24 protein-coding genes are annotated in these 25,919 nt (G+C 33.6%); 14 read left to right on the forward strand and 10 right to left on the reverse strand.

Annotated elements, in window-relative coordinates; genetic code table 11:
* Positions 1-7 precede the first annotated feature (7 nt).
* Genes E0F89_RS13390 through E0F89_RS13405 form a run of 4 tightly spaced genes read left to right on the forward strand, consistent with a single transcriptional unit; the run spans position 8 to position 2,673 of the window.
* On the forward strand, positions 8-481 hold the full coding sequence (locus E0F89_RS13390) for a 3-hydroxyacyl-ACP dehydratase FabZ family protein (protein ID WP_131910282.1): 474 nt from the start codon (positions 8-10) through the stop codon (positions 479-481).
* A 38-nt stretch (positions 482-519) separates the two neighbouring features.
* Positions 520-1,794: a beta-ketoacyl-[acyl-carrier-protein] synthase family protein gene (locus tag E0F89_RS13395; RefSeq protein WP_131910283.1), complete on the forward strand. Its 1,275-nt coding sequence runs from the start codon at positions 520-522 to the stop codon at positions 1,792-1,794.
* A 60-nt stretch (positions 1,795-1,854) separates the two neighbouring features.
* A complete protein-coding gene (locus tag E0F89_RS13400; RefSeq protein WP_131910284.1) occupies positions 1,855-2,121 on the forward strand; it encodes an acyl carrier protein in 267 nt (88 codons plus the stop codon).
* Positions 2,122-2,163: 42 nt separating this feature from the next.
* Positions 2,164-2,673, forward strand: coding sequence for a 4'-phosphopantetheinyl transferase family protein (locus E0F89_RS13405; protein WP_131910285.1), 510 nt, complete (start codon positions 2,164-2,166; stop codon positions 2,671-2,673).
* Here E0F89_RS13405 and E0F89_RS13410 read toward each other — a convergent pair.
* Together E0F89_RS13410 and E0F89_RS13415 are read right to left on the reverse strand one after the other, a co-directional pair.
* On the reverse strand, positions 2,666-3,262 hold the full coding sequence (locus E0F89_RS13410; protein ID WP_131910286.1) for a 3'-5' exonuclease: 597 nt from the start codon (positions 3,260-3,262) through the stop codon (positions 2,666-2,668). The genes E0F89_RS13405 and E0F89_RS13410 overlap by 8 nt on opposite strands.
* Before the next feature lie 3 nt (positions 3,263-3,265).
* Complete coding sequence (locus E0F89_RS13415; protein ID WP_131910287.1) at positions 3,266-5,182, reverse strand: DUF294 nucleotidyltransferase-like domain-containing protein; 1,917 nt, start codon at positions 5,180-5,182, stop codon at positions 3,266-3,268.
* 183 nt (positions 5,183-5,365) lie between these two features.
* Here E0F89_RS13415 and E0F89_RS13420 point away from each other — a divergent pair, with 183 nt between their 5' ends.
* Both E0F89_RS13420 and E0F89_RS13425 read left to right on the forward strand, forming a co-directional pair.
* Positions 5,366-5,872, forward strand: a complete 507-nt coding sequence (locus E0F89_RS13420) for a DUF2911 domain-containing protein (protein WP_131910288.1) — start codon at positions 5,366-5,368, stop codon at positions 5,870-5,872.
* Positions 5,873-6,137: 265 nt separating this feature from the next.
* A complete protein-coding gene (locus E0F89_RS13425; RefSeq protein ID WP_131910382.1) occupies positions 6,138-7,367 on the forward strand; it encodes a multidrug effflux MFS transporter in 1,230 nt (409 codons plus the stop codon).
* A 20-nt stretch (positions 7,368-7,387) separates the two neighbouring features.
* On the opposite strand, the gene E0F89_RS13430 is transcribed toward E0F89_RS13425, so the two are convergent.
* The 4 genes from E0F89_RS13430 to E0F89_RS13445 form a co-directional block, all read right to left on the reverse strand.
* Complete coding sequence (locus E0F89_RS13430; protein WP_131910289.1) at positions 7,388-8,662, reverse strand: NAD(P)/FAD-dependent oxidoreductase; 1,275 nt, start codon at positions 8,660-8,662, stop codon at positions 7,388-7,390.
* A gap of 97 nt (positions 8,663-8,759) precedes the next feature.
* Positions 8,760-10,097, reverse strand: a complete 1,338-nt coding sequence (locus tag E0F89_RS13435) for a DEAD/DEAH box helicase (protein WP_131910290.1) — start codon at positions 10,095-10,097, stop codon at positions 8,760-8,762.
* Positions 10,098-10,235: 138 nt separating this feature from the next.
* Positions 10,236-11,780, reverse strand: a complete 1,545-nt coding sequence (locus E0F89_RS13440) for a DEAD/DEAH box helicase (RefSeq protein WP_131910291.1) — start codon at positions 11,778-11,780, stop codon at positions 10,236-10,238.
* A 106-nt stretch (positions 11,781-11,886) separates the two neighbouring features.
* Positions 11,887-12,414 carry a DUF6155 family protein gene (locus tag E0F89_RS13445; protein WP_131910292.1) on the reverse strand — a complete coding sequence of 176 codons (528 nt, stop codon included), beginning with the start codon at positions 12,412-12,414 and terminating at the stop codon, positions 11,887-11,889.
* Between the two features lie 147 nt (positions 12,415-12,561).
* On the opposite strand from E0F89_RS13445, the gene E0F89_RS13450 reads away from it, so the two are divergent.
* From E0F89_RS13450 to E0F89_RS13485, 8 genes are all read left to right on the forward strand, one after another.
* Complete coding sequence (locus tag E0F89_RS13450; protein WP_131910293.1) at positions 12,562-12,846, forward strand: DUF3817 domain-containing protein; 285 nt, start codon at positions 12,562-12,564, stop codon at positions 12,844-12,846.
* Positions 12,839-14,095, forward strand: a complete 1,257-nt coding sequence (locus tag E0F89_RS13455) for a mechanosensitive ion channel family protein (protein ID WP_131910294.1) — start codon at positions 12,839-12,841, stop codon at positions 14,093-14,095. The genes E0F89_RS13450 and E0F89_RS13455 overlap by 8 nt, the downstream gene beginning before the upstream one ends.
* 126 nt (positions 14,096-14,221) lie before the next feature.
* The gene (locus E0F89_RS13460; RefSeq protein ID WP_131910295.1) at positions 14,222-14,626 is read left to right on the forward strand and encodes a glyoxalase; all 405 of its coding nucleotides are present in this window, start codon (positions 14,222-14,224) and stop codon (positions 14,624-14,626) included.
* Positions 14,627-14,909: 283 nt separating this feature from the next.
* Entirely contained in the window at positions 14,910-15,623 is a 714-nt protein-coding gene (locus E0F89_RS13465; protein WP_131910296.1) for an esterase family protein, read from the forward strand.
* 56 nt (positions 15,624-15,679) lie between these two features.
* Positions 15,680-16,627 (forward strand): ATP-grasp domain-containing protein, encoded by a 948-nt coding sequence (locus E0F89_RS13470; protein ID WP_131910297.1) that lies wholly within the window; start codon positions 15,680-15,682, stop codon positions 16,625-16,627.
* 233 nt (positions 16,628-16,860) lie between these two features.
* A complete protein-coding gene (locus E0F89_RS13475; RefSeq protein ID WP_131910298.1) occupies positions 16,861-17,967 on the forward strand; it encodes a carboxylate-amine ligase in 1,107 nt (368 codons plus the stop codon).
* A 40-nt stretch (positions 17,968-18,007) separates the two neighbouring features.
* The gene (locus tag E0F89_RS13480; protein ID WP_131910299.1) at positions 18,008-18,838 is read left to right on the forward strand and encodes a type 1 glutamine amidotransferase; all 831 of its coding nucleotides are present in this window, start codon (positions 18,008-18,010) and stop codon (positions 18,836-18,838) included.
* Between the two features lie 15 nt (positions 18,839-18,853).
* Positions 18,854-20,044: an ATP-grasp domain-containing protein gene (locus E0F89_RS13485; RefSeq protein WP_131910300.1), complete on the forward strand. Its 1,191-nt coding sequence runs from the start codon at positions 18,854-18,856 to the stop codon at positions 20,042-20,044.
* A 288-nt stretch (positions 20,045-20,332) separates the two neighbouring features.
* On the opposite strand, the gene E0F89_RS13490 is transcribed toward E0F89_RS13485, so the two are convergent.
* The 4 genes from E0F89_RS13490 to E0F89_RS13505 form a co-directional block, all read right to left on the reverse strand.
* Positions 20,333-21,988 carry a M1 family metallopeptidase gene (locus E0F89_RS13490; RefSeq protein ID WP_131910301.1) on the reverse strand — a complete coding sequence of 552 codons (1,656 nt, stop codon included), beginning with the start codon at positions 21,986-21,988 and terminating at the stop codon, positions 20,333-20,335.
* A gap of 59 nt (positions 21,989-22,047) precedes the next feature.
* On the reverse strand, positions 22,048-23,094 hold the full coding sequence (locus E0F89_RS13495; protein WP_131910302.1) for an alkaline phosphatase D family protein: 1,047 nt from the start codon (positions 23,092-23,094) through the stop codon (positions 22,048-22,050).
* Positions 23,095-23,240: 146 nt separating this feature from the next.
* Positions 23,241-24,455, reverse strand: a complete 1,215-nt coding sequence (locus E0F89_RS13500; protein WP_131910303.1) for an ATP-grasp domain-containing protein — start codon at positions 24,453-24,455, stop codon at positions 23,241-23,243.
* A gap of 3 nt (positions 24,456-24,458) precedes the next feature.
* On the reverse strand, positions 24,459-25,892 hold the full coding sequence (locus E0F89_RS13505) for a leucyl aminopeptidase family protein (protein ID WP_131910304.1): 1,434 nt from the start codon (positions 25,890-25,892) through the stop codon (positions 24,459-24,461).
* Positions 25,893-25,919 lie beyond the last annotated feature (27 nt).

A 25,919-nucleotide genomic window follows, 5' to 3' on the forward strand; every position in this document is an offset into this window, starting at 1 on the left:
AATAACTATGAGGAAAGAAGAAATTATATCAAAATTACCGTACTCCAAACCGTTTTTATTTGTGGATGAAATTCTTTATATCGATGAAAATGGAGTCGAAGGTAACTATACTTTTGATGAAAATCTTGATTTTTACAAAGGGCATTTCAAGGATTTCCCTGTTACTCCGGGTGTTATTTTAACAGAAGTTATGGCTCAGATCGGTGTAGTTTGTCTGGGGATATTTTTATTGAATGATACATTTAGTAAAACTACCTCAATTGCTTTAACATCAACAGAAATAGAATTTTTAAAACCTGTTTTTCCAAATGAAAAAGTGACTGTGGTGTCGGAAAAGATATATTTTAGATTTGGAAAATTGAAATGTAAAGTTAGCATGCTAAACAACAACGGAGAAGTTGCTTGTACAGGAATAATCGCAGGAATGATGATATCCCCACCCCAACCCTCCCCGAAAGGAAGGGAGCGAAAACCGGATTAAAATAATTTATTGAAAATGTCATTGGAATTTAATTTTATATGAACAAACGAGTAGTAATAACGGGACTTGGTGTTGTTTCTCCAAATGGAGTAGGGCTTGACACGTTTACTCATGCTATCAAAAATGGGATTTCTGGTATTAAAAAAGATTCTGAATTAGAACGGTTACAATTTTCCTGTCAGATTTCCGGAACGCCTGAAGTTTCTGTTGAATTATCATTAAACTATTTTTCTGAATTAGAATTGCGGAATTTTAATGCAACTGGTATTTTATACGGTGTGATCGCTGGAATAGATGCATGGAAAGATGCCGGTTTATCTTTGGAAATCAATGAAGAACCGGATTGGGACAGCGGAACTATTTTTGGGACTGGAACTTCAGGAATCGAAAAATTTAGAGAAAGCATCTATAAAATTGATGATTTTCAGACACGAAGATTGGGAAGTACGGCCGTGGCGCAAACTATGAATAGTGGCGTCAGCGCGTATTTAGGAGGAAAATTAGGTTTAGGAAATCAGGTAACAACTAATTCGTCAGCGTGTACAACCGGAACGGAAAGTATATTGATGGCGTATGAACGCATACGGTCAGGTCAGGCAAAACGTATTTTAGCAGGAAGCACAAGTGATTCTGGTCCTTACATTTGGGGCGGATTCGATGCAATGCGAGTTTGTACTTTTAAACACAATGATTCTCCAGAACAAGGTTCAAGACCAATGAGTGCCAGCGCTTCGGGATTTGTTCCTGGAAGTGGAGCAGGAGGCCTGGTTTTAGAAGATCTGGATACTGCGGTAGCTCGTGGTGCAAAAATTTATGCAGAAGTTTTAGGTGGAAATATTAATTCTGGTGGACAACGCGGATCAGGAACTATGACAGCTCCAAATCCCACAGCGGTTCAGAAATGCATTAAAAATGCTATTGCAAATGCAGGAATTCATCCAAATGATATAGATGCTATAAACGGACATTTGACCGCAACATCCAAAGACAGTCTAGAAATTCAAAATTGGAGTGAAGCTTTAAGAAGAAAAGGAACTGATTTTCCATATATTAATTCGTTGAAATCAATGGTTGGCCATTGTTTGTCAGGAGCGGGAAGTATTGAAAGCGTGGCTTCGGTACTGCAATTGCATCACGGATTTGTTTTTCCGAATATAAATTGTGAAGATATGAATCCTGCGATTACAGCTCTTATTGATGAATCCAGAATCCCCATAAAATTGATTGAAAAAGATTTAAATATTGTTGCAAAAGCCAGTTTTGGTTTTGGAGATGTCAATGGTTGCGTCATTTTTAAGAAATTCAAGCAATAAATGTTAATAAAAAATTTAAAAAATAAATTATAAATTAGTTACGAAAATATTGAGATAGTTATGAATAAAGAAGATATAATTGAGCAATTGAAAGGTATTGTAAAGCCATATGTTGCAAATCAGGAAGCATTTGAAATACTTACAGAAGAAACGGATTTTATCAACGATCTGAAAATTAACTCCGCTAATTTAGTCGATGTCATTTTAGATATTGAAGAAAAATACAACATTATAATTGATAATGAATCAATGGAACGTATGATCAACGTAAAATCCGCAATGGAAATTATTGAAACTAAGTTATCCGAGAAAGAAGTTGATTCTTAAAGTTTTAAATTGTAGGGTCTATAAATCTAAATCTGGGACAAAATGATAGGAAATGATATTGTAGATTTGGTTTTAGCCAAAAAAGAAAGCAACTGGCAACGCAAAGGGTTTTTAAATAAAATTTTCACAACAAAGGAGCAATTACTTATTACTGCTGCCGAAAATCAGGAAGTCATGGTTTGGAATTTATGGACCAGAAAAGAAGCCGGATATAAAATTTACAACAGGCAGACTAGTATCAGAGGGTATTTTCCTTTGCAATTAGAATGTCATTACGAAAGTGAAACTACAGGAACAGTTTATTGCAATGGCAATAAATATCATACAGAAACCAAAATTTCAAAGGACAGCATCTATACTATTGCAGTTGCCGAAAAAGATTATTTTAGACAACTGAGGAATTTAAACACGGATGTTAAGCTATGCAAAAACAACGGAATTCCTTTTATAATTGATGATTTGACTAAAATTGAAATACCCGTATCGATTACGCATCACGGGCGTTTTTGGAAAGGAATTACCCTAGGATTTAATACTCCAAATATTATTTAATTCCCAATCTAGACTTTAATTTTAAGAAAAGTAAAGCTGTTTTATACGCATCTTCCGAAGCAGAATTTCGATCACTTTTAGGAATATTGTATATCTTGCAAAGTTCATCGAGTGAAAATTGCTTGTCATTTGCATCCGTGAGTTTACGGTGCATGACATCAACATCCAATGCTTCATTTTTCAATCTTCCACAATCTAATTTTTCTAACGCTTCATTTATCATATCCACATCAAAATCGATATGATGCCCCACAAGTACTGAATTTCCAATATATTCAATAAATGCTTTTACAGCATCAGGCTCTCCCAGTTTTTGCATTTTTGTCTCGACCAAAAATTCTGTAGAAAGCCCGTTGTCATGAAAAAATTTATACTGCAGAATAACGGCTTCAAAATTATCTGCAATAATGATACTATTATCGATTACGGCAAAGGAACCAATCGACAAAATAACATCCTTAGCAGGATTTAAACCTGAGGTTTCAGTGGAGATAACCACAAATCTTGTTGATTTTTTATCAAATTTTGCAAGATAGCTTTTCCAAAATTCAGGATATTCTTTATTGATATTTTTTAACCAGTCTAACATAATTTATGAAAATTGAGTAAGTTGAAATTTACTTTTTATTAATTCTTCCAGTTCTTTCATAGGTGCTAAAGCGTTTTTTAATTTTTCTTTATCAATTTTTGACATTTCATCAAGATTAATAAACTGACCTGAATTATCATTTTTCAGGCCTTCCAATGTTCTGAATTTCGATAAAACTAAAAAGGCTTCGGCACAATTAAGATAAATTTCACCATGTTTTGGATCTGCAATCGCCATCTGTCTAAAACGTTGGTGTGTATTATTGATTCCCTTTATACCATAACTCAAGGCAAATAATCGAGCACCGTCGATTAAAGGCATTAAAGCACGTGTTTTAATATCAAATTTATCTTTATTTAAACCTTCTTCTTCAACATTAAATTTTTTGAAAAAACTTAAAGGAGAATTTTTTCTCAACGCGTCATTTCCTAAAAAGTCGAAAAATAAAGTGTTATTTTTAGCATTTTTGAAAATTACGTTTCCAATCGCATCTTCAATCCTTTGTTCTCCAAAAGTAATTTCATAATCAAAGAAAATACTGCTTAAATCATTACTATTCTCCCCTGGAGTGTTCATCCAGCTGTCATATTGTTTTATCCAGTCTGTGAGTGATTTACACCAAATCATATTACTTCCCATATGGCCATTTGGACACAAATCATAACCAATTTTCTCAAGTGTTGAAGTTGTTCTTTTACCTAACTTGAGGAAATAGTCTTTCACTTCTTTGTACTTATCGGCTGCTACATCTTCAAATATTAAAATACTATCCTGATCGGTTAAAAGTAGCTGTTCCTTTCTTCCCTGACTACCTATACTTAACCATGCAAAACGGGCAGGAGGGGAACCTAAATCTAAAATCGATAATTCGACGGAACGTTTGATCAGTGCCAAATTAATTTCGCTGGCAATATTGAAAACGTGAGAAAGAGGTATATTTTTTGATATCGAAGTCTGTATCAAATCAGTCAATCTTTCTCTTATTTGTTTTAATTCTTTGGATGATTGTGAACGCTTAATTTCTTTAATTAAAACCCCTGGATTACTGGCTTGTGCGGCAATTAAATCATGTTCAGTGATCATTCCCTTCAATGTAGATTTATCTGTTCCATCTTGAGTTACACATAAATGCGTCACATTATGCTTTAACATCAATAATTGCGCTTCGGCAAGAGAAACATTCTCAACTACTGTAATCACTGGAGAAGACATTATTTTGTCTACTGAAATTGTTATAGGATATCGTCCGGTGGCAATTTTTGAACGCATATCAGTATCGGTAATTATTCCTAATGGGATGTTATTCTCGCAAATAACAATATTATTTTTCAGGGTTTCTGTCATTAATTGCGCAACATCCTGAACAATAGCATTTTTTGCCGTTATTAAAGGCGAATTATTATAGGTTAACGATTGGAAATATTGCATTTCTGATTGTTGATCAGAATAGAAAACATTATCGGAAATCAGTTTGCCGATCAAATTTTCTTTGTCTTTTGGATTTCTCGTATTGACTGCGAAACTTTCTAATAAAAAATTCAAAACATCAGAATTGTTAGCAACAAAAGGGCGAAAGGTAGCAATAGGAATTGCATAAACAATGCTTTCTTCTCTTGCTTTAGCGGTCATCATGTAGTTGTTTTTGGCAAAAAACGGACGTAAACCAAAAATATCTCCTTCGTTACATTTATTTAATAGAGTTTCTTCCGCATCTGCAATTACCGACAGATTAATAACTCCTGATGCCACCACATAGAAACTATCATGTAAAATATCGTTAATTTGAAATAATGTTTTATGTTTTTCTAAATTTACCACCCGGATACTTGTCGCAATTTCAGATAATTCTTCAAACGTCAAGTGATTAAATGGAGAATATTCCTTTAAAAAATCAGCAATGTGTTCCGCAATTGTATTCATAATTGGTCAAATAAATAATGTATTGTTTGTAAAAATAACAAAATAATAAATTATAATACGGTCATTTTTCTGGTAAAACAATTTAATTGTTAAGTTCATAATTTTTTCTTAAAATTAAAAGGAAATATGCTAAGTTAATGGAACTTATTTTATTTTTATGAGATAAACTAAATCATTTAAATCATGAGATTACTTAAAAAAATACATCTTTTACTTGTAGCATTTTTGATCACAAATTCCATAAATGCTCAAGAGAAACCAACAAGCACAAAGGAAATGGTTTCGGGAAAAATTAATGATGCTACAATCACCATCAATTACGGAAGTCCATCTGCTAGAGATAGAGAAATTTGGGGTAAATTAGTTCCATTTAATCAAGTTTGGCGTGCTGGTGCCAATGATGCTACAACTTTTGAAACTGACAAAGAACTTATTGTTGAAGGCTCAAAATTGCCTGCGGGAAAATATTCTTTTTTTATAATTCCAAAAGAAAAGGAATCCGTTGTTATCTTTAATAAAGAATCCAAACAATGGGGAGCTTATAAATACAAAGAAAATGAAGATCAACTCCGAGTTACCGTTAAACAAAAAGTCGCGAAGTCAAAAGCTGAAAAATTAATATATACAATAGATGCCAATACTGTTTCATTAAGTTGGGATAATTGGATAATTCCAATTTCTGTGAAGTAAAATTTATTTTCATATGTTATAACGGCATTACCAGTAGGTAATGCCGTTTTTGTTTTATTCTAAAATAACTATAAATTCTATTTTACATAATATAAATTATAGTTCATTTATCTATAATAGTATTTCAGTGCTTTTATACAGATTATTGCAAATGGTCATCTTCTAGCCGCAATTCAAATTTATTTGATCTAACATTTTGAATGGCTTCTTTATTATCTACCTTTGCAAAATATTAAAAAATTCAGTTTTCATGGCTATCACCGTAATGACAAAAACAAAATACATCAAATTGATCCTGATTTTAGGCTCATTAACAGCCTTAGGTCCTTTTTCAATTGACATGTATTTACCGGGATTTGCTGGGATTGCTAAAGATCTGAATACTTCGGTTGCAAATGTTTCGATGACTTTATCCAGTTATTTTATTGGAATTTCTGCAGGACAATTACTTTACGGACCTTTATTAGATCGTTATGGCAGAAAAAAACCGCTGTTTATTGGACTATTAATTTACATATTAGCTTCTTTAGGTTGCGTTTTTGTAACTGATATTGATACTTTTATTGGATTGCGATTCATTCAGGCTGTCGGTAGTTGTGCTGCAACTGTAGCTTCTGTTTCTATGGTTCGGGATTTATTTCCTGTGAAAGATATTCCTAAAGTATTCTCATTACTGATGCTTGTTGTTGGGCTTTCGCCAATGCTTGCGCCAACTATTGGTGGTTACGTGACCGAATATTATGGTTGGCATACTGTATTTTTTATATTAATGTGTATGGGAATTGTGATTCTATTGGCAGCTCAAATTGGTTTACCAAATACTTTTAAACCCGACACTTCAATTTCATTAAAGCCAAAACCAATTATTACTAATTTTATCATTATTCTAAAAGAACCACAGTTTTATACCTATGCTTTTGCTGGAGCGGTAGCATTTTCTGGATTGTTTACCTATGTAGCGGCATCTCCTATTTTATTCATGGATATTTTTGAAGTAAATGGTAAAACCTATGGATGGATATTTGCTTTTATGTCCTTGAGTTTTATAAGTGCCAGTCAGTTAAATTCTTTGTTGTTAAGAAAGTTTACAAGCGAACAGATGATATTAGGAGCATTAATTTCACAATCAGTGATTAGTGTTTTATTTCTAATCTTGGCAATGAATAATCTTTTGGGATTATATGAAACTATTGCCATGCTATTTTTATTCTTAGCCTGCTTAGGAATTTCAAATCCAAATACCGCTGGACTGACGCTTGCTCCTTTCTCAAGAAATGCGGGAAGTGCCTCAGCATTAATGGGGGCCATCCAGCTAGGGTTAGGCGCTTTAGCATCTTTTGCTGTAGGTATTTTTGTAAAAAACTCAATGTTGCCAATGGTTTGGATTATGACAGTTTCTACAATCCTTGCTTTGATTATTTTACTTCTTGGAAAACGAAACATAAAAAAAACTATTGCACTTTCTACTGATGAAGAAATTGTAATAGTTCATTAATTATACCTTTAGATTTATAATTATTTAGGTTCTATTTTTACTTTTTTATCAGGTCTGATAATCATACGTAAAGATTGATCTTTTGCGAAATAAGCAATCATCCAGTTGAAGAATGTTTTTACTCTGTTGCGATAAGTAATGAGAGAAATCAGGTGAATAAACAACCATATTATCCACGCAAAAAATCCTTTGAAATGCATTTTGGGTTTAGGTAAATCGACTACAGCCTTATTTTTTCCTATAATAGCCATTGATCCTTTATCATTATATTTAAAGGGTTTTAATGGCTTTTTTTCTCGCATTCGTTTAAAGTTATTTGCCAAATTTATCCCTTGTTGAATGGCGACCTGAGCCACTTGTGGATGACCATTGGGAAAATCGGTATCAGTAAGCTGAATACAAGTGTCGCCTATCGCATAGATATTTTCAGTACCATTCACTTTATTGAAGGCATCGGTAGCCATACGTTTTCCGCGACCATAACTTTCAGCTGGAATTCCTTCGAAAACTTTTGCAGAAACTCCCGCGGCCCAAATTAAATTCTTGGTTTGAATGGTTTCGCCATTTCCAAAATACACGGTGTCATCAATATAATCCACCACAGTAGTATTTAATTTTACTACAACACCTAATTTTGTCAGTGCTTCCAGTGTATCTTCCTGCGACGCTTTACTCATAGGTGATAATAAGGCATTGGCACCGTCAACCAGATAAATGTTACTTGCCGTAGTACTTAATTCCGGATATTCTTTCAGTAAAATGCTTTTACGCATTTCAGCAAACATTCCAGAAACTTCCACTCCTGTTGGACCGCCGCCAGCCACAACAATGGTTAATAATTTTCGGCGTTCGCGCATGTCTTTGCAAATGGCTGCTTTTTCCAAATTTTTCAATAAAGTGTTACGCATCACGATGGCATCATTCAGCGTTTTCATTGGAATGGCATTTTTCTTTACGTTTTCCATGCCAAAATAACTTGTTTCCGCACCAGTGGCAAAAACTAAGTAATCGTATGTTAATTCTCCATTATTGAGAATGATTTTATTTTCGGAAGGATTTACTTTTAATAAATTTCCCAGACGAAATTTCAGATTTTTTTTACCCGAGAAAAATTTTCGAAAAGGATAACTGATACTTGACGGTTCTAAAAACGCCGTTGCAACCTGATATATAAGTGGGGCAAAGAAATTATAATTATTTTTATCAACGAGCGTCACGTTGATTTCTTTTTCATTTAACAGTTCTTTAGCAAGATTAATTCCTGCAAATCCTCCACCTATTATTACAATTTCCATAAAGTATCATTTAATATTCAATCAAAAAAAACATCCATAAATATACACTATTTATGGATGTAACTAAATTAACAAGTATTAAAAAACTTATAAATTTTTACTTCATTTTTTGTCTTTTAACCGGTTTTTCTGTTGGTTCGTTTTTATTTTGCAATATATAATTAGCCAATAATTTTTCAATTAACTCATCTTTAGTCAAATGATGAAAAACTGTTTTTATTTTTTCTTTTAATTCAGGAGCAACATCATGATTAGGTTTAGTTTTGAAGATTTGCTTGGCCCATAATAACGTATTATTTTCTTCGATGCTGGCAACAGTTGGTTTTTTGAATTGGGTAAATTTTATTCCTAATTCTTTTTCGAAATCAGCAATTTCAGCTACTTCTTCAGGTTGTAAAACCGTTAACGAAAGACCCTTCGCTCCTGCTCTTGCCGTTCTTCCGCTGCGGTGCACGTATGCTTCATAAACGTCCGGTAAGTGATAATTGACTACGTAAGAAATTTCTTTTACGTCAATTCCTCTTGCCGCTAAATCTGTCGCAACTAATATATTGATATGTCCTTCGCGGAATTGTTCCATTATCCTGTCTCGAATTCCTTGTGATAAACTTCCGTGTAATGCACCTGATGAAAAGCGGTTTATGGCTAAGTTTTTGGCTAATTTATTGACCGCTGCTTTCGTTTTACAAAAGATAATTCCGCGTTCACCTTCTTTAGAATTCAGGAAATGCATCAAAACATCCAGTTTTTCAATGGGATCCACAACAATATATTCATGGTCAATTCCTTGATTTCCTATTGTTTCCATGTTGGCACTAACTTGTACCACATTTTTATTCAAATAATTCTGAATCAATTGTTTGATAGTCCCAGGCATGGTTGCCGAGAATAAAAAAGTACGATGAGTTGCAGGTAATTCCGCTACAATCTCGTCTAAACTTTCTTTTAAAATAGTCACCATTTCATCGGCTTCATCGAGCACAAGAAATTTAGTTTCTTTTAAGTTTATTGCTTTTCGCTGAATTAAATCGATTAGACGTCCTGGAGTTGCCACGACAATATGTGTAGGCAGTGAAAGTCTTTCTATTTGTGGTTTGATTGGAATTCCCCCGCAAGTTGAAGCAATAGAAACATCGGGTAAAAATTTAGCAAAATCTTCTAAGTTTCTAAAAATCTGGTGTCCTAATTCCCGAGTTGGAACTAAAACAACAGCTTGTACAACTGGTAAATTAGTATCAATTAATTGTAAAATTGGTAATCCAAAAGCCGCCGTTTTTCCTGTACCTGTTTTAGCAAGACCAACGAAATCCGTAGTGTTTGATAAAAGTAACGGAATTGTTTTTTGTTGAATTTCTGTGGGTACAACAATTTTTAATTCGGTGATCGCTTTTACTAGTGGTGCTGAAATTCCTAAATCAGAGAATTGTTTTGGCATTTTTTTGGATTTTATATTTTATAAAAAATAGTTGTTGTGTAAACGTAATTTTTAGCCCCGATGGAAACGGCATCCTGTTGTGGCGGGGTTCGCCACGACAGATATAGTGTACAGCGGGATTAGCTCCTTAAAAAGAAATTAATCTTCATCGGGTTCGTTCATAATTTTCTCACGGTATTTTTTTCCGGTTAGCAATACCAGTTTTAATTTGTAATCGTCAACAAGCCATTCGCGGTAATTTTTACTGCACTGACTCAAACATTTTGAATAACGCTTGATGCGACAATCGATATCATCATCTAACAATTTTCCCAATGCTTTGGCCTCTTGCAGGGTCTCGGAATTATCAATACACATCGAAGCGTGTTGTTCCAATGATTTTTCCAGTACTTCTTTTGAACGCAAATTTTGTTTGATGATGAGTTTATGTTCTTCATCAACATCAAAAGTTACGACTTCGGTTTTACTGAATTTAGCTCGTACTTCAGGCGGCATGCTGTATTTAAAATACAATTCAATTTCAGTATCGTCACGTAAATTTTCCAAGTAAAACTCCGGTGATTTAAAGATGTGCTGCCAGTTTACCGGCTCACTCCACAATCCGAATCGTGCTGCATTATTACCAAGATCGATAACGCTAAAAATATCTTTGTTAGGTAATTTTCTGGAACCACGACCAATCATTTGGTAATATAATGTCAATGATTTTGTCGCTCTGTTTAAGATGATAGTTTCCACAGTTGGCTCATCAAAACCGGTAGTAAGAATCCCAACTGATGTTAGAATAGCATCCGGTGTATGCTTGAACCAATGTAAAATATCTTTTCTTTCCTCGTTATTGCTGGTATTATCCAAGTGGCGGATGGCATAACCGGCTTCTCTAAATGTTTCATATACATATAAAGATGTATTGATTCCATTATTGAAAATTAAGGTTTTCTTGCCCAAAGATTTCTCAGTATAGGCATGCAATAATTTTTCTTGCATGGCCATATTCGTGTATAAATCATCCGATGATTTCACGGTGTAATCTCCGTTGATTCCTACTTTTAGAGAGGTCAAACCAACATCATAGCTGTACGTTACTGCTTTTGCCAAAAATCCATTTTCAATCAACGAACTTATGGTGTCTCCTACGATTAATTCGTCGTAGCTTTCATGCATTGGCAGCTTAATATTTGAACTTAAAGGCGTTGCGGTAACTCCTAATATAAACGCATTTTTGAAGGAACTCAATAATTTTCGAAAAGAATTGTAATGTGCCTCATCGATGATGACCAAACCTACATTATCCAAATGCAATTTTTCATCGTTGATACGGTTTTTCAAAGTTTCGACCATGGCAACAAAACACGAATAATCGTTTTGATCCGGAAGTTCTTTCACTTTACTGTTGATAATTTTGTTTTTTACATCAAAACCCTTCAACATTTTTGAAGTTTGCTTACATAACTCAATTCGGTGTGTTAAAACAACTACTTTTTTATCGTGTTGTGATAAGTAACGTCGCACTATTTCTGAAAAAACTACAGTTTTACCGCCGCCAGTAGGCAATTGATATAACAAATGGTGTTGTGGAGGTGCGTTATCTATGCGTTCAAATATGGCGTCAATGTCGCCTTGTTGGTACGCATACAGTTCTTTTTTGTCTTCGATTTCTATTTCTAAAGTGTTTTGGGACATTGCTTATTGTTGGATTTTTGCAAAAATACACCTAAAAAACAGTTTAGTTGTCAATTTTAATCAAAAAAAATAGGATTGGTTAAATAAAATTGAATTATACACGAAGCTAATATTCGAATCGCTCAATAATAGCATTGAACTCAGGTTCGTTGTACCATTTTTGTGTAATGGTTTCATTATGTATGGCTACTATTCTTGTTTTGAAATCGGTGAGTATTCCATTTGCAATCAAAAAAACAACAGCTTGTTCAAAGGAATTGAACATACTTTTAAAAAACAAGTCTTGTTTTATAACATTTTCCGATGCAAAGGTTTGTGCAATTTCAATATTGTATAACATTACGTCAGCGATTACATAAGGATCCACTCCCAAGAGAATAAAGTGCTTAATATATTTTTGTCCAACGGAGCGTCGCATTTTAGGTTTGCTGCGTCTGCCCGCCTTTTTGAAAGGAAAATATTCATTTGAAATTTTGAGTTTACATTCCTGCAAAAGCGTTTCTTCTTTTGGATTGAAAACAAAATTATAATAGACTTTTACAGGACTGAATTTCTCGTACAATTCTAGAATTTGCTCTTCGAGTTGCTCTTTATTCAATTCAGCTACGTATTTTTTTAAATCGCGTTTGCTCATTATCAAAGTTTAAGAATACAAAAGTAATTTACTTTAGGTCCCAATGTGCCGAAAATCAATGATAATACTTAATTTTGGCACAAATAAAAGTAGACGTGCTTTTTTTCCTAACCTAATTTTCTACTTTTATACTCAAATTTATTTCTTATGCTCAAAATTTTCAAAATTGTCGCTTTACTGGAAGGTATTTCTTATCTGGCTTTATTTTCAAACATGCTTATTGTAAAGCCATCCAATCTATCGTTGTACAAAACATTACTTTTTCCAATAGGAATGGCTCACGGAATCTTATTTGTGAGTTATATCATTTTAGCGATCATGCTGAAGTTTGAACAAAACTGGGACTGGAAAAAATTCGGTATTATCTGTCTTGGTTCCCTAATTCCTTTTGGAACTTTTTATGTAGATAAGAAATATTTACAGAATGTATAAATACATAGAAAAAATATTTACTTTTCTATATCCTGTTTTCCGAAAATGGGGTTTGGGAACCAGTTTAGCTTCCTATTTTAGCTTGTTGCTCAATATCATTATTTTGTGCGTCTTGGCTTACTTAATCTATGTGGTTTTTCGACTGATCTTAGTAACGATTATGGCCGTTATTGCCCAGAAAACTAAAACCAGATTTGATGATTTACTTGTCACCAATGAAACGGCAAAATACATCGCTCATTTAATTCCATTATTGTTTATTTACAAATCAGTACCAATTATTCTAGACCGATTTGAATATTGGGAAGGCTTTTTTGGAAAATTAGTTGGCATCTACATCATAATATTAGTTTTATGGATTGTACGAACTATTTTCAACGCCTTACGCGATTACTTGAAGCTGAAACCTCGGTACAGCGACAAACCTATTGACAGTTTTATTCAGGTAATCATGATTATGCTTTGGGTAATAGGAATTACATTGATTATTTCCAAATTATTCAATATCAACCAAAAAGAGCTGTTGACCATTTTAGGAGCAGTTTCTGCAGTAATTATTTTGATTTTCAGGGACACTATTTTGGGTTTCGTTTCCAGCGTACAAGTCTCTATAAATGATATGGTTCGTATTGGCGACTGGATTACGATGGATAAATTTGGTGCCGATGGAGATGTGATCGAAATCAATCTGGCAACAGTAAAAGTTCGAAATTTTGATAACACCACGACTACTATCCCAACCTACAGTTTAAGTTCCGATTCGTTTCAAAACTGGCGCGGAATGCTCAATTCTGATGGGCGACGCATCAAAAGACACATTCTGATTAAAACAAGCAGCATCCGATTTTTAGAAGAAGCAGAATTAAGTGATTTGAAAAAAATACATCTTATATCGGATTATATTGACACCCGAAAATCAGAGATTGACGAATATAATTCCACTAATAAAATAGATAAATCAATTGCCATTAACGGTCGAAATTTGACCAATTTAGGCTTGTTTAGAAAATACATAACCGAATATTTATTCCAATATCCTGGATTAAATCAACAGATGTTGATGCTTTGTCGCCAATTGCAATCGACCTCACATGGAGTTCCACTTGAAGTTTACGTATTTTCCCATGACAAACGTTTTGAAAATTATGAGTACATCATGTCAGATATATTTGATCATATTATTGCCTCAGTGGGTTATTTTGATTTGGAAATTTTTGAAACCGCGACAGAAAATGAATCAAAAGTTTAATTGGGATTTAAATTTCATTTTTTTTCCATTGTCTTCTTTTCAAATTACCAAATGTTTAATTCTTTATAAAAAATTAAAATTTTAACTTCATTCCGCCTATTTTTTTTTAATTTTAAATAAAAAAAAATGAACGAGCGTGATACTTTTTTAAGTGAATTTCGAGGACAAACCATTGGTTCCGTTACCACACAATCTACAACTGAAGAATCATTTCAAAATGAAGTGCTGAGACCAATTCTAAAGCTACAAAATGATTTATTTGTGGCCTCTTTCACCAATTATATCAGTAAAAATAAAGCTGATTTTTACAGCCATTCTCTTGACAAAAAACAATCGATCATAGAAAATGCAATCCAAAAAGACATCAAATTTAGAAATGTTTTGAAGGGAATGGTGATAGGTTTATTCACTTCCGATGAATATGCCATTTACACAAAAAACTCCTCCAATATCAATAAAAGAATGATGAGTATGCTGGTAGAGAGGTTGAAAAGCCAATTGCAACTTTTTGAAATTAAAAAAAGTAATTAGCTGTTTTACTTCTATTTTTTAATATTTCCCGAAGCCATAACATATTTTCACGCTCTAATCATCCTTGATTACAGCCGAATGCCTTTAATATTTGAAATTACGATATGTTAAAACAATTTGATTTATTGCTTATAATGTAAAAAATGACTCCTTATTAATTTAAATGTCACAATTTAAATTCCAATTTAATAATTCTAATCTTTTTATAATAATTATTATTCAAGTTAGTTTTTCTATGCCGTTTGTATGACTTTTTTTCATTATAATTGTTAAAATTAATAGTATGAAGGAAGAATATTTTAAATGGCATTCCCCAAATTTAAACAGGGAAATTGAAATGTTGGTTTTTGGACATGCTGGATATCCTGTTATCTTATTTCCGACTTCTATGGGAAGTTATCATGAAAACAAAGATATGGGATTGATCGAATCCGCAAAATGGTATCTTGAGCAAGGTTTAATCCAAATATTTTGCCCGGACAGTATTGACAAGGACAGTTTTTACAATAAAAACATCCATCCCGTTCACCGTATAGAAAATCACGTTAGATATGACAAAATGATTTGTCACGAAATTGTTGAAAAAGTAAAGAATAATACCTCTTCTGGTAAAGTTGCTATTGCTGGCTGCAGTTTTGGAGGCTATCATGCAGCAAATTTTGCTTTTCGTCATCCAGGTTATGTGAGTCACCTGTTTTCAATGAGCGGTGCTTTTAATATTAAGAGTTTTTTGGATGGTTTTCATAACGAAGATGTATTTTACAACAGTCCGGAAGATTATTTATATGGACTTAATGATCCTGAATTATGGCAAATGGATATCGTCTTAGGAACTTCCAATTGGGATATTTGCTTTGATGCGAGTCTAAAATTAAGTAAGGTTTTAAGTGATCGAAGTGTCCATCACTGGCTGGATATTCGGCAGGACCGAAAACATGACTGGCCGGTTTGGAAAGAAATGTTTCCGCATTATTTATCGAGAATTAAGTTTTTCTAGCCCTTAGCCGAAAACAGAAAAAAAAATGAAATTAAGTAATTAATAAAAGAATCAAGATGAAAAAAATTGGAATTTTATTTGGAATGGAAGACACCTTTCCGCAAGCATTTATTGACCGCGTCAATTCAAAAAACGAAAAAGGAATCATTGCTGAAGCAGTAGCTATAGATAAAGTAGTTCAAAATCAAGATGGACAATATGCTGTAATTATTGACCGAATTTCGCAAGATGTTCCTTTTTATCGTGCGTATCTTAAAAATGCAGCTTTAACAGGAACCAATGTAATCAACAATCCTTTCTGGTGGAGCGCTGATGATAAATTTTTCAATAATGCATTGGCTGATACACTTGGAGTTCCACTGCCTAACACTGTGATTCTTCCTTCGGCAGAACATCCTACTGATACGACCGGAAAATCATTCCGAAATTTAAAATACCCAATGGATTGGGAAGGAATCTTTGACTACATAGGTTTTCCTGCGTACATGAAACCGTATGCCGGCGGCGGCTGGAAAAACGTGTATCGATTAGAAAATAAAGAAGAATTTTGGGAAAAACATCAGGAAACTGGACAATTAGTGATGATGTTACAGGAGGAAATTGTTTTCACGGAGTATTTCAGAGTGTATTGTCTGGGTTGCAAAGCCGTTCGAATTATGCAGTACGAACCAAGAAACCCGCATCATTTACGCTATGTCCTTGATGGACCTCCTGTAAATAAAAAATTATTGGCAACTATAAAAGACTATACTTTAAAACTTTGTAAAGGATTAGGATATGATTTTAATACGGTTGAATTTGCGGTTCGCGACGGCATTCCTTACGCTATTGATTTTGGAAATCCAGCGCCTGATGCCGAGTTATCTTCAGTAGGTGCTGAAAATTTTGAATGGGTTGTGGAAGAATCGGCAAAAATGGCAATTGATGCAGCAAAAAAACAGAAACCTGGCAAAATGAATTTGACTTGGGGTACTTTTATCAAAGATGCCGCCGGAGGAAAGTAATCAGTACTCAGTAATCAGCCTCAGTATTCAATTTGTCATTGCAAAGATCGTGTAATTTCAACTATAAACGAAGTTGTCAAAGGGAAGAGAAATGTAATTTTAGATAAAAGTTAAATTGATTACGAAATGCCCTAGCCCCGATTGAAGTGGAAATCCTTTTTTGTCCTGATTTTTTTCAGGACAAAAAAGATTGAAGCGGAAAGCGGGAATTAGCTCCAAAAAAAAATAAACTAATGAAAAAATTACCCGTTTTTACACTTGGTGTAGAAGAAGAATATCAAATTATAGATCCTGATACCAGAGATTTGCGTTCACATTTGTCGAAAATTGTCGATGGCGCAAAAATAATTTTAAATGAGCAAGTTAAGTCGGAAATGCACCAATCAGTGGTGGAAGTGGGAACTAATATTTGCCATAGTGTGAATGATGCCAGAAATGAGATTCGGTTTTTACGGTCCAAAATTGTTGAACTGGCAGACAAGCAAGAATTGATTGTAGGTGGTGCTGGAACGCATCCTTTCTCGAAATGGCAGGATCAGCCCATTACGGACGATCCCCGATACCATGATATTGTGAATGAATTGCAGGATGCGGCGCGTTCTAATTTGATTTTTGGAATGCATTGTCATGTTGGAATTGAAAATCGTGAAATCGGATTGCAATTGATGAATCAGGCAACCTATTTCTTGCCGCATATCTTTGCACTTTCAACAAATTCTCCGTTTTGGGAAGGAAGACAAACCGGATACAAATCCTTCAGAACGAAAGTTTTTGATAAATTCCCAAGAACGGGTTTACCGGAATATTTTGATTCAGTGAGTTCGTATGATAATTATTTGGAGACTTTGGTAAAGACTAAATGTATCGATAATCCTAAGAAAATTTGGTGGGATTTAAGGTTGCACCCATTTTATAATACGATTGAATTCAGAATTTGTGATATGTCATTGACAGTGGATGAAACCATTTGTATCGTGGCAATAATCCAGGCGATTGTAGCTAAACTTTACAAATTGAATACGAATAATACCAGTTTTAATGTGTACAGACTGGCCTTGATAAAAGAAAATAAATTTCGGGCGGCACGTTACGGAATTGAGAATAACATGATTGATTTTGGTTTGCAAAAGGAAGTAGAAACAAAAATGCTTATTCTGGAATTGCTTGAATTCATTGATGATGTTGTGGATGAATTAGGAAGTCGCGACGATATAAATTACGTTCATGAAATTTTGAAAAACGGAACAGGAGCAGATAAGCAGTTGGCTGTTTTTCAAGAAACGGGCGATCTTTCAAGGGTGGTTGACTTTATAACCAGTGAATTTACAAAAGGATTATAAAATATAAGTTACCTTTGCCTATTGTTTTTTAAAAAAAATTATGCCCAATAAAATCATAAAAATAGCCCTTCTAGATATGTACAACGGAGAACCTAATCAGGGAATGCGTTGTATTATTGAAATTATAAATAGATTTAGTCCCGTAGTGAGTTTTAAAATTTTTGATGTTCGTTTGAAAAGTCAACTACCTGACATTAATGATTTTGATATTTATATTTCAACGGGTGGTCCTGGAAATCCATTAATTGGAGATGGAAATTGGGATAAAAAGTATTATGATTTTATTGATTCATTAAATAAATGGAACGTTGAAAATCCAGTAAAAAAACATGTGTTATTTATTTGCCATTCTTTTCAAATGGCTTGTTTGCATTTTGGTTTGGCGACCGTCACCAAAAGAAATGACACTTCTTTTGGCGTGATGACTATGCATAAAACGAACGAAGGGCAGACAGATCCTTTATTTGAAGGATTGGCGGATCCTTTTTATGCCATTGATTCAAGAGATTATCAGGTCGTACAACCTAAACTTAGTGTTTTTGCCAAAAAAGGAGCGAAAATTATTTCTTTGGAGAAAATCAGAGATCATGTACAATATGAACGTGCGATTATGGCCGTTCGTTTTACAGATTATTTTGTGGGCACACAATTTCATCCCGAAGCTGATCCGATAAGTTTTGTTTCCCATTTGAGAAATAAAGAAGCAAAAGAGAAGATCATGAAAATGAAAGGAAAAAAGAAGTTTAGAAACATGCTGGAAGATTTATTGGATGATGATAAAATTTACAGAACAAATGAAACTTTGATTCCTAATTTTCTTCGAATAGCAATCAATGATTTGATGAAAACTAAAAAAACATTCTCCAACTAACTTAAAACATTTCAAATGATTACAAAATATCGGGAGTTATTTAATGCTCAGTTTACAGAAAAGAAATATCAGGAATTCAAAGATGATATTGCTTCCGATTTTAATTATTTGCCTACTTTCCGTTTAGCTGAAACTCCTTTTTTTATTTCTAAAGAATTAAAAGAACAATTAATTGAAGGTTGCAATGATGTTATAGCTTTCATTCTGAAAGAAGATTTTAAATCACTCACAAACAAATCATTAGAGCTTAATCATAAAGTTCCTAATGAGGATGGCCACACTACTTTTTTAGCGATTGATTTTGGAATTTGTGAAGAAAACGGTCAAATTATCCCTAAACTAATCGAGGTACAAGGATTTCCTTCTTTGTACAATTATCAGTTTAATTTATATCAAAAGTTTCAAAACCACTTTCCTTTTCTTAGTGAATTGACTCCATTTATAAACAATATTGAACCACAAGAATATTTGGATATTTTAGAGGAAGCAATTTGCAATCATCATCCAAAAGAAAATGTTATTCTGCTTGAAATTGAACCCGAAAAACAAAACACCAAAATTGATTTTTATTACTGCAAACGAGATATTGGGATACCGATAATTTGCGTTACCGAACTCATTAAAAAAGACAAACTACTGTTTTATAAAAATGAAAAAGGTGATGAAATCCTGATAAAACGGATTTATAACCGGGTTATTTTTGATGAATTGGATTTACGAACGGATTTAAAATTAAACTTTCATTTTTCCGATGATTTAGATGTAGAATGGGCAGGTCATCCTAATTGGTTTTTCAGAATCAGTAAATTTATCTTACCTTTTTTAAAAGGAAAATATTTTATCGAAACTACTTTATTGAGTGACTTAAAAGAGATTCCTCAGGATTTAGAAAATTATGTTCTAAAACCGCTATTTTCATTTTCAGGAACAGGAGTTGTTTTCCATGTAACCAAGGAAGATATTGAAGCTGTTGTTGAAAAAGAACTTTATATTCTACAAAAAAAAGTAAACTACCTCCCTATTGTGCAATCTCCAGACGGAAAAGTGAAAGCTGAAGTTCGTGTTCTATGTATTTGGAAAAAAGAAGATGCCGCTCCTACTCTTCTCTGTAATTTGGTGCGGTTGAGTCGCGGCGAAATGATAGGTGTAAAATTCAATCAAGATAAAGACTGGGTGGGCGGAACACTTGGTTTATTTGAAAGATAATAACGATATTTTTACCCAATAAAAAAGACCAAATTTTATTGGTCTTTTTTATTTACGTCAGTGAATTAAAACATTTATTTAGGTGAATCAAGGGCTAAAATGTGCCGTTAGGCACTAAATATTCTTTTAGAAAACAACAATTGAAACGTTTTTAGCGTGCCGTAGGTACGCAACAAAACCATAATTGTTGCGTACCTAATGCGCGCTAAGGAATTTTAAACCCGATTACTACCAATATTTAGTGCCCAACGGCACAAAAAAAAATAGGCTTTCAACCCGGGATTCGCATTACTCTGTAATGTTAAAACCAGCGACATAGAAATTTTTGTTTATTTCCAGTTTTGAATTTTCAGTTTTTGCAGGAATCCTTTTCCATTCCGTTTCAGGTTGCAGCAATTCATCCTTTCCATTCAAAGTTACTTTCACAGGCATATTTAAACCTGTTACACAATTCGTCCATCGATAACCCATTTGATTATCCTTAAAAAAATATTCCAATGTAGGAATTCTGGTGTCTCTTAAATACTGATTAAAAACAGTCGATAAGTCGATTGCAACTTGCTGACTTAAATAATCCTCAATTTGTTTAGTCGTTACCGTTTGGTGATAAAAAGTACTATTCAAACCTCTTAAAATCCCTCTCCATTTTTCATCATCATTTACCAGTTGACGAACTGTATGCAACATATTCGCCCCTTTTGGATACATATCTCCTGAACCTTCATTGTTCACATCATAGTTTCCGATTATTGGTTTGTCATTTTTGATGTTTTTTCTAGTTCCTCTAACGTACTCAAAACCAGCTTCTTTTCCATAGTAATATTCTACAAAAAGACTTTCCGAATAGTTCGTAAAACTCTCATGAATCCACATATCAGCAATATCTTTATACGTAATATTATTCGCAAACCACTCATGTCCAGATTCGTGGATAATGATGAAATCGAATTTTAATCCCCAACCCGTTCCGCTCAAATCACGTCCTAAATATCCATTTTGAAATTTATTTCCATACGTCACTGAACTTTGATGTTCCATTCCTAAATACGGAGCTTCTACTAATTTATAACTGTCTTCATAAAAAGGATACGGTCCAAACCAGTGTTCAAAGGCTTTCAACATTTTTGGAACATCCTGAAATTGTTTTTTGGCTTTCGCCAAATTGTCTCGTAAAACATAATAGGTACAATCTAAATCGCCTTTTTCTCCTTTGTATTTTTCAGAAAAAGAAACATAATCACCAATGTTTATATTCACACCGTAATTATTGATTGGATTTGAAACATACCAATTGTAAGTTTTGGTTCCGTCTTTTAGTTGTTTGACGCTTATCAGACGGCCGTTGGATACATTTGTTAAATTATTTGGAACATTTACACTGATCAGCATATTTTCCACTTCATCGTACATGTGATCTTTATTTGGCCACCAAACACTTGCTCCCAATCCTTGACAAGACGATGCAATAAAAGGCTTTCCATTAGTGTCGCTTTTCCAAGTGATTCCTCCGTCCCATGGCGGATTTACAGCTACTTTTGGCTTTCCTCCATAAAACACAGTCAGTTCTTTTATTGCCCCTTTTGTTTGAGAAGCAACCAGTTCTACAAAAAAAGCATTTCCTTCTCTTCTGTATTTTAAAGACTTTCCGTCCTGAATAACTTTAAAAATTTGCATTGGATTTTGTAAATCAATTTGCATAATCATATATTCCTCAACAACTTGATATTTTATAGTATTGGAACCAGAAATAGTGCTATCTGCAGGATTTACTTTTATGTCAAGATGGTAATTTTTTACGTCCCACCATGCTCTTTCTTTGGTGATGCTACCGCGTAAAGTATCTTGTCTGGTGAATATTTCTTCTTTTTTTTCTAAAAGTCCTTGTGCATTTAAACCATTAAAAATGATAAATGTGATAAAAATATAACGGAATTGCTTTTTCATAGTGAATTCATTTTTGACAAAAATAACCTTTAAAATTGTAGAAATATAATTACTTAAATTTATTTTCCAGGATAGATTTGGACATATTCTTGAAGCAATTTATTTTGTTTTCCTCTAATTTCCATAATTACTTTATTATTTTTAAAATCAAATTTCAGTAAACCAAAATTGATATCTTTAATCACCTCTGCTTTTACATAAGGATTTTCTTCGCCAGAAAAAGAAGTATAAGTATGTGTTAATCCACTCGAGGTAAAATCGACTAACGGATACGCTAATCCAGTAACGTTTTTGGAAGAAAATGTAGCAATATGGCGATCTCCAGAGATTATAAAAGTTCCTTTCACTTTGGTGGAAACTATTAATTGCTCTAATTTTTCTATTTCATGAGGAAAATTTCCCCAAGCTTCAAAACCATGTTTATTGGATAAAAACTGAATACTACTTACTATAACATTAAATTGTGCATCGGAATTTTGAAGTTCTTTTTTTAGCCATTTCCATTGTGTTTCACCTAACATGGTACCTTCACCATATTTATTGGGTTGGAAACGCTTTTTTGAATCGGTGGCTTTAGTGAGTGCTGTTCTAAAAAAACGAGAATCCAAGACAATTATTTTGACTTTATTTCCATCAATAGCAATTGTTTTGGCAGTATAAATTCCATCTCTTATTCGTTCCGGTGCGTTTTGTGAAGTTCCTAAAAAGTCTAATAATAACTGTTGACTTTCTCTTTTAAATGGATATTCTACTCCTCCGTCATTGGCGCCAAAATCGTGATCATCCCATGTTCCAAGAACGATTTTATCTTTAATAAATTTGAGATAATCAGCATCCTGTTTCTGAATTTCATAATTATTTCTAAGAAATTGCATATCCTCGGTATCCGAATACACATTATCACCTCCCCAAATCCAAACGGACGGATGATTTTCATCTATTGCTGGCCAAAGTTCATTCTTAATTTTCTGGTTGTCGCAGGAACCAAATGCAACAGTAAAATATTCATTTTGAATCGGTTTTTGAGATACAATTAGACTACCATTATCGTATGATTTACAGCTAATAAATCCTAAAAAACTAAAAATAAAAATTATTTTTTTCATGTGACAAAGAAATGGAAATGGTTATTTAGTATGTAAAATTTCTACGAAGATATAAAAAACAGTGTAGTTGTAGTTTAACTCAACTTTAAATAAAAAAGCGACTATATCTATTGAAACAGTCGCTTTTTTTTATTCAACAAGAGTATTTAATGCAAGTTGGTAACTTTACTTTGTTCAACCACGGCTGTGAAATCATTGGCTAAACGATTGCCATAATCTTCTAAAAGTTCTAAAACTCGCTGCTGATTATCTGATTTTACAATTAATCCTGCATGATATTCCAGCGGCACTTTAAAGCAAACTTCAGGATCTGAAAAGGATGATAAATTAGGATGCTGGAATTTTGATAGGGTCAGTACAATTCCGGCATATCCTTTTTTTACTTTTGGCAAAACATATTTATCGTCTTTTACTAATCCATTTTCAATTGAAGCCCACTCCTTCCATAAATTGATATTGGAAGCTTCGGCAACCATTTCCGCTAAATGTGCTCCTCCCACGCGTGAAGATGTTTCCAGAAAATAAATTTGTCCGTCTTCATTGCTTTTTATAAATTCGGTATGTGCGGCTCCATGTTTCAATCCAAAGCCTTTCATTACTTTCTCATTTAACTTTTTTATAGCTTTATCATCCTCTGAATTATATTTGATATTTGCAGAACGAAAAACGCCTCCTCCTTGGGAAATTTCCATTGGTGTGGCTAAATATTTTGAAGTCAAACTAAAGATTACTTTACTGTCCGAAATTAAACTGTCACAATGATACACATCGCCTGGTTTGAATTGTTCTAATAAATATTTAAATCTGTTATTCCCCATTTCATTGATATGAATCCACAAATTCTCTTTGTCATAAACTTTTATAATCCCAGATGCCGAAGCTTCGGAACGAGGTTTCAAAACCCATGGAGCTTCAATAGTATCAGCAAAAGTATTGATGTCATGATCATTAAATAAAGAACAAAAAGCTGGAATAGGTATTCCACAACTCTTGGCTCTCATACGCATGGCGAGTTTATCTCTAAAATAACGTCCGGTTGTTTGTCCCATCCCGTCAATACGCAGATTTTCTCTTAAATAAGTAGCTTTTTCAACATCATAATCATCCAGAGCAACAATGGCATCAATTTTTGTAGACTTCATAAAATTCCCAACACCAAGCAACAAATGTTCTAGATTCCAATCGACGTCCTGACCTTCCATGTAGAAAATTTCATCAATATGTTGATGAGGCCATGGTTTATCTCTCAGTTTTTCACTCGTCACTAAATAGACTTTGTTGCCTAACTTTTTTAAATTAATTAAAAAATCGGCACCCTTGAAATAATTTGAAATACAAAGAAAGGTTTTAGAATTTTCCATTGGTTATAAATTTTCTATGAATTTAGTTAATAAATGAACACCAAAAGCTGTTGCATGTTTACTTTTTGCAAATTCGTCATCTCCAAATGCCACTCCTGCCACATCAAGATGTGCCCAAGCTTTATGTTCTTGCGTAAAATATTCTAAAAATTTGGCAGCACTTATGGCTCCGGCAACTGGTTTTCCGCTATAATTTTTGACATCGGCAATATCGCTATCAATATCTGATTTGTAAGCGTCCCAAAGCGGTAAAGGCCACAATCGTTCCCCTATTGAATCTCCGCTTTCTTGCAATTTCCTCGCCATTTCTACATTATTGGTAAACAATGCACCACATTCATAGCCTAGAGTTGCCACGCTGCTTCCGGTCAGTGTAGCAATATCAACGATATATTCAGGTTTGAAATTTTTAATTAAGTACGATAATCCATCCGCTAATACAAGTCGGCCTTCAGCATCCGTATCAATAATTTCTATCGAATGTCCGCTGTAACTATGAATTACGTCGCTGGGTAAAAATGATTTGGCATCCACAGCATTTTCAGCACAAGGAACAATTGCAGTTACTTTTATAGGTAGTTGTAAATCAGCAATTAGTTGCATCGCACCGAATACAGCGCCACCACCGGCCATGTCACATTTCATATGAACCATTCCGGCTGTTTTTATGTTTAATCCTCCGGTATCGAAAGTGATTCCTTTTCCAACAAGCCCAACATGTTTCATGTGTTTTACTTCGGTAGTTGGAGTATAATTCATGATAATAAACTGTGGTTCATTTTCACTACCTTTTCCAACAGCCAAAAATGCACCAAGACCAACAATTTTTGAAGCTTCATAACCAAGAACTTCAACATCAAATCCGTATTTTTCTCCAGTTTCCTTGGCCCAAATCGCCAAGTATTTTGGATTGATTGTGTTAGGTGGCAAATCGACCAAATTATAAGTACTCAGTTGCGCTTTTGCAATTTTAATTCCTTTTGTGGCTGCAGCCAAATAATCATTTTCCGTCACCAAATTCAAGGTAAATTCAGAATTTAAAAAAGGATGTTCTTCTTTTTCGGATTTAAAATGACCTAAATTATACGTTCCCAAAAGCAAACCGGAAATCATTGCTTCAATTTGTTCTTCAACACATTGTTCTGGTATAACTAAAGCAACATTCGAACTGAAATTTTCTTTCTGTTTGGATGAAATACGTCTAAAAATAGTTTTTAAAGATTTGTAATCAATCGTTTTTCCCAAACCAATAAAAATATACGTATTGTCATTTTTTTCGGCTACGTAGTGTGTATCTTTTTTTCCAAAAAAAACTTTGGAGGCAATCTCCAGTCCATGGAATGCTATAGGAACAATACTTTTTGAATAGGTTTCAAAAACCGGAATCAAAATTGTACCTGAAAAACTATCTAAATTTGTAATTGTTTTTGTTATCATTTTCTTTAATTTTTATAGCTTTTGGTT

This window comes from Flavobacterium caseinilyticum, assembly GCF_004349085.1.
Classification (GTDB): Bacteria; Bacteroidota; Bacteroidia; order Flavobacteriales; family Flavobacteriaceae; genus Flavobacterium; species Flavobacterium caseinilyticum.

Coding starts and splice junctions, on each gene's coding strand:
- E0F89_RS13390 (WP_131910282.1), top strand. CDS start 8: ATGAGGAAAGAAGAAATTATATCAAAATTACCGTACTCCAAACCGTTT.
- E0F89_RS13395 (WP_131910283.1), top strand. CDS start 520: ATGAACAAACGAGTAGTAATAACGGGACTTGGTGTTGTTTCTCCAAAT.
- E0F89_RS13400 (WP_131910284.1), top strand. CDS start 1,855: ATGAATAAAGAAGATATAATTGAGCAATTGAAAGGTATTGTAAAGCCA.
- E0F89_RS13405 (WP_131910285.1), top strand. CDS start 2,164: ATGATAGGAAATGATATTGTAGATTTGGTTTTAGCCAAAAAAGAAAGC.
- E0F89_RS13410 (WP_131910286.1), bottom strand. CDS start 3,262: ATGTTAGACTGGTTAAAAAATATCAATAAAGAATATCCTGAATTTTGG.
- E0F89_RS13415 (WP_131910287.1), bottom strand. CDS start 5,182: ATGAATACAATTGCGGAACACATTGCTGATTTTTTAAAGGAATATTCT.
- E0F89_RS13420 (WP_131910288.1), top strand. CDS start 5,366: ATGAGATTACTTAAAAAAATACATCTTTTACTTGTAGCATTTTTGATC.
- E0F89_RS13425 (WP_131910382.1), top strand. CDS start 6,138: ATGACAAAAACAAAATACATCAAATTGATCCTGATTTTAGGCTCATTA.
- E0F89_RS13430 (WP_131910289.1), bottom strand. CDS start 8,662: ATGGAAATTGTAATAATAGGTGGAGGATTTGCAGGAATTAATCTTGCT.
- E0F89_RS13435 (WP_131910290.1), bottom strand. CDS start 10,097: ATGCCAAAACAATTCTCTGATTTAGGAATTTCAGCACCACTAGTAAAA.
- E0F89_RS13440 (WP_131910291.1), bottom strand. CDS start 11,780: ATGTCCCAAAACACTTTAGAAATAGAAATCGAAGACAAAAAAGAACTG.
- E0F89_RS13445 (WP_131910292.1), bottom strand. CDS start 12,414: ATGAGCAAACGCGATTTAAAAAAATACGTAGCTGAATTGAATAAAGAG.
- E0F89_RS13450 (WP_131910293.1), top strand. CDS start 12,562: ATGCTCAAAATTTTCAAAATTGTCGCTTTACTGGAAGGTATTTCTTAT.
- E0F89_RS13455 (WP_131910294.1), top strand. CDS start 12,839: ATGTATAAATACATAGAAAAAATATTTACTTTTCTATATCCTGTTTTC.
- E0F89_RS13460 (WP_131910295.1), top strand. CDS start 14,222: ATGAACGAGCGTGATACTTTTTTAAGTGAATTTCGAGGACAAACCATT.
- E0F89_RS13465 (WP_131910296.1), top strand. CDS start 14,910: ATGAAGGAAGAATATTTTAAATGGCATTCCCCAAATTTAAACAGGGAA.
- E0F89_RS13470 (WP_131910297.1), top strand. CDS start 15,680: ATGAAAAAAATTGGAATTTTATTTGGAATGGAAGACACCTTTCCGCAA.
- E0F89_RS13475 (WP_131910298.1), top strand. CDS start 16,861: ATGAAAAAATTACCCGTTTTTACACTTGGTGTAGAAGAAGAATATCAA.
- E0F89_RS13480 (WP_131910299.1), top strand. CDS start 18,008: ATGCCCAATAAAATCATAAAAATAGCCCTTCTAGATATGTACAACGGA.
- E0F89_RS13485 (WP_131910300.1), top strand. CDS start 18,854: ATGATTACAAAATATCGGGAGTTATTTAATGCTCAGTTTACAGAAAAG.
- E0F89_RS13490 (WP_131910301.1), bottom strand. CDS start 21,988: ATGAAAAAGCAATTCCGTTATATTTTTATCACATTTATCATTTTTAAT.
- E0F89_RS13495 (WP_131910302.1), bottom strand. CDS start 23,094: ATGAAAAAAATAATTTTTATTTTTAGTTTTTTAGGATTTATTAGCTGT.
- E0F89_RS13500 (WP_131910303.1), bottom strand. CDS start 24,455: ATGGAAAATTCTAAAACCTTTCTTTGTATTTCAAATTATTTCAAGGGT.
- E0F89_RS13505 (WP_131910304.1), bottom strand. CDS start 25,892: ATGATAACAAAAACAATTACAAATTTAGATAGTTTTTCAGGTACAATT.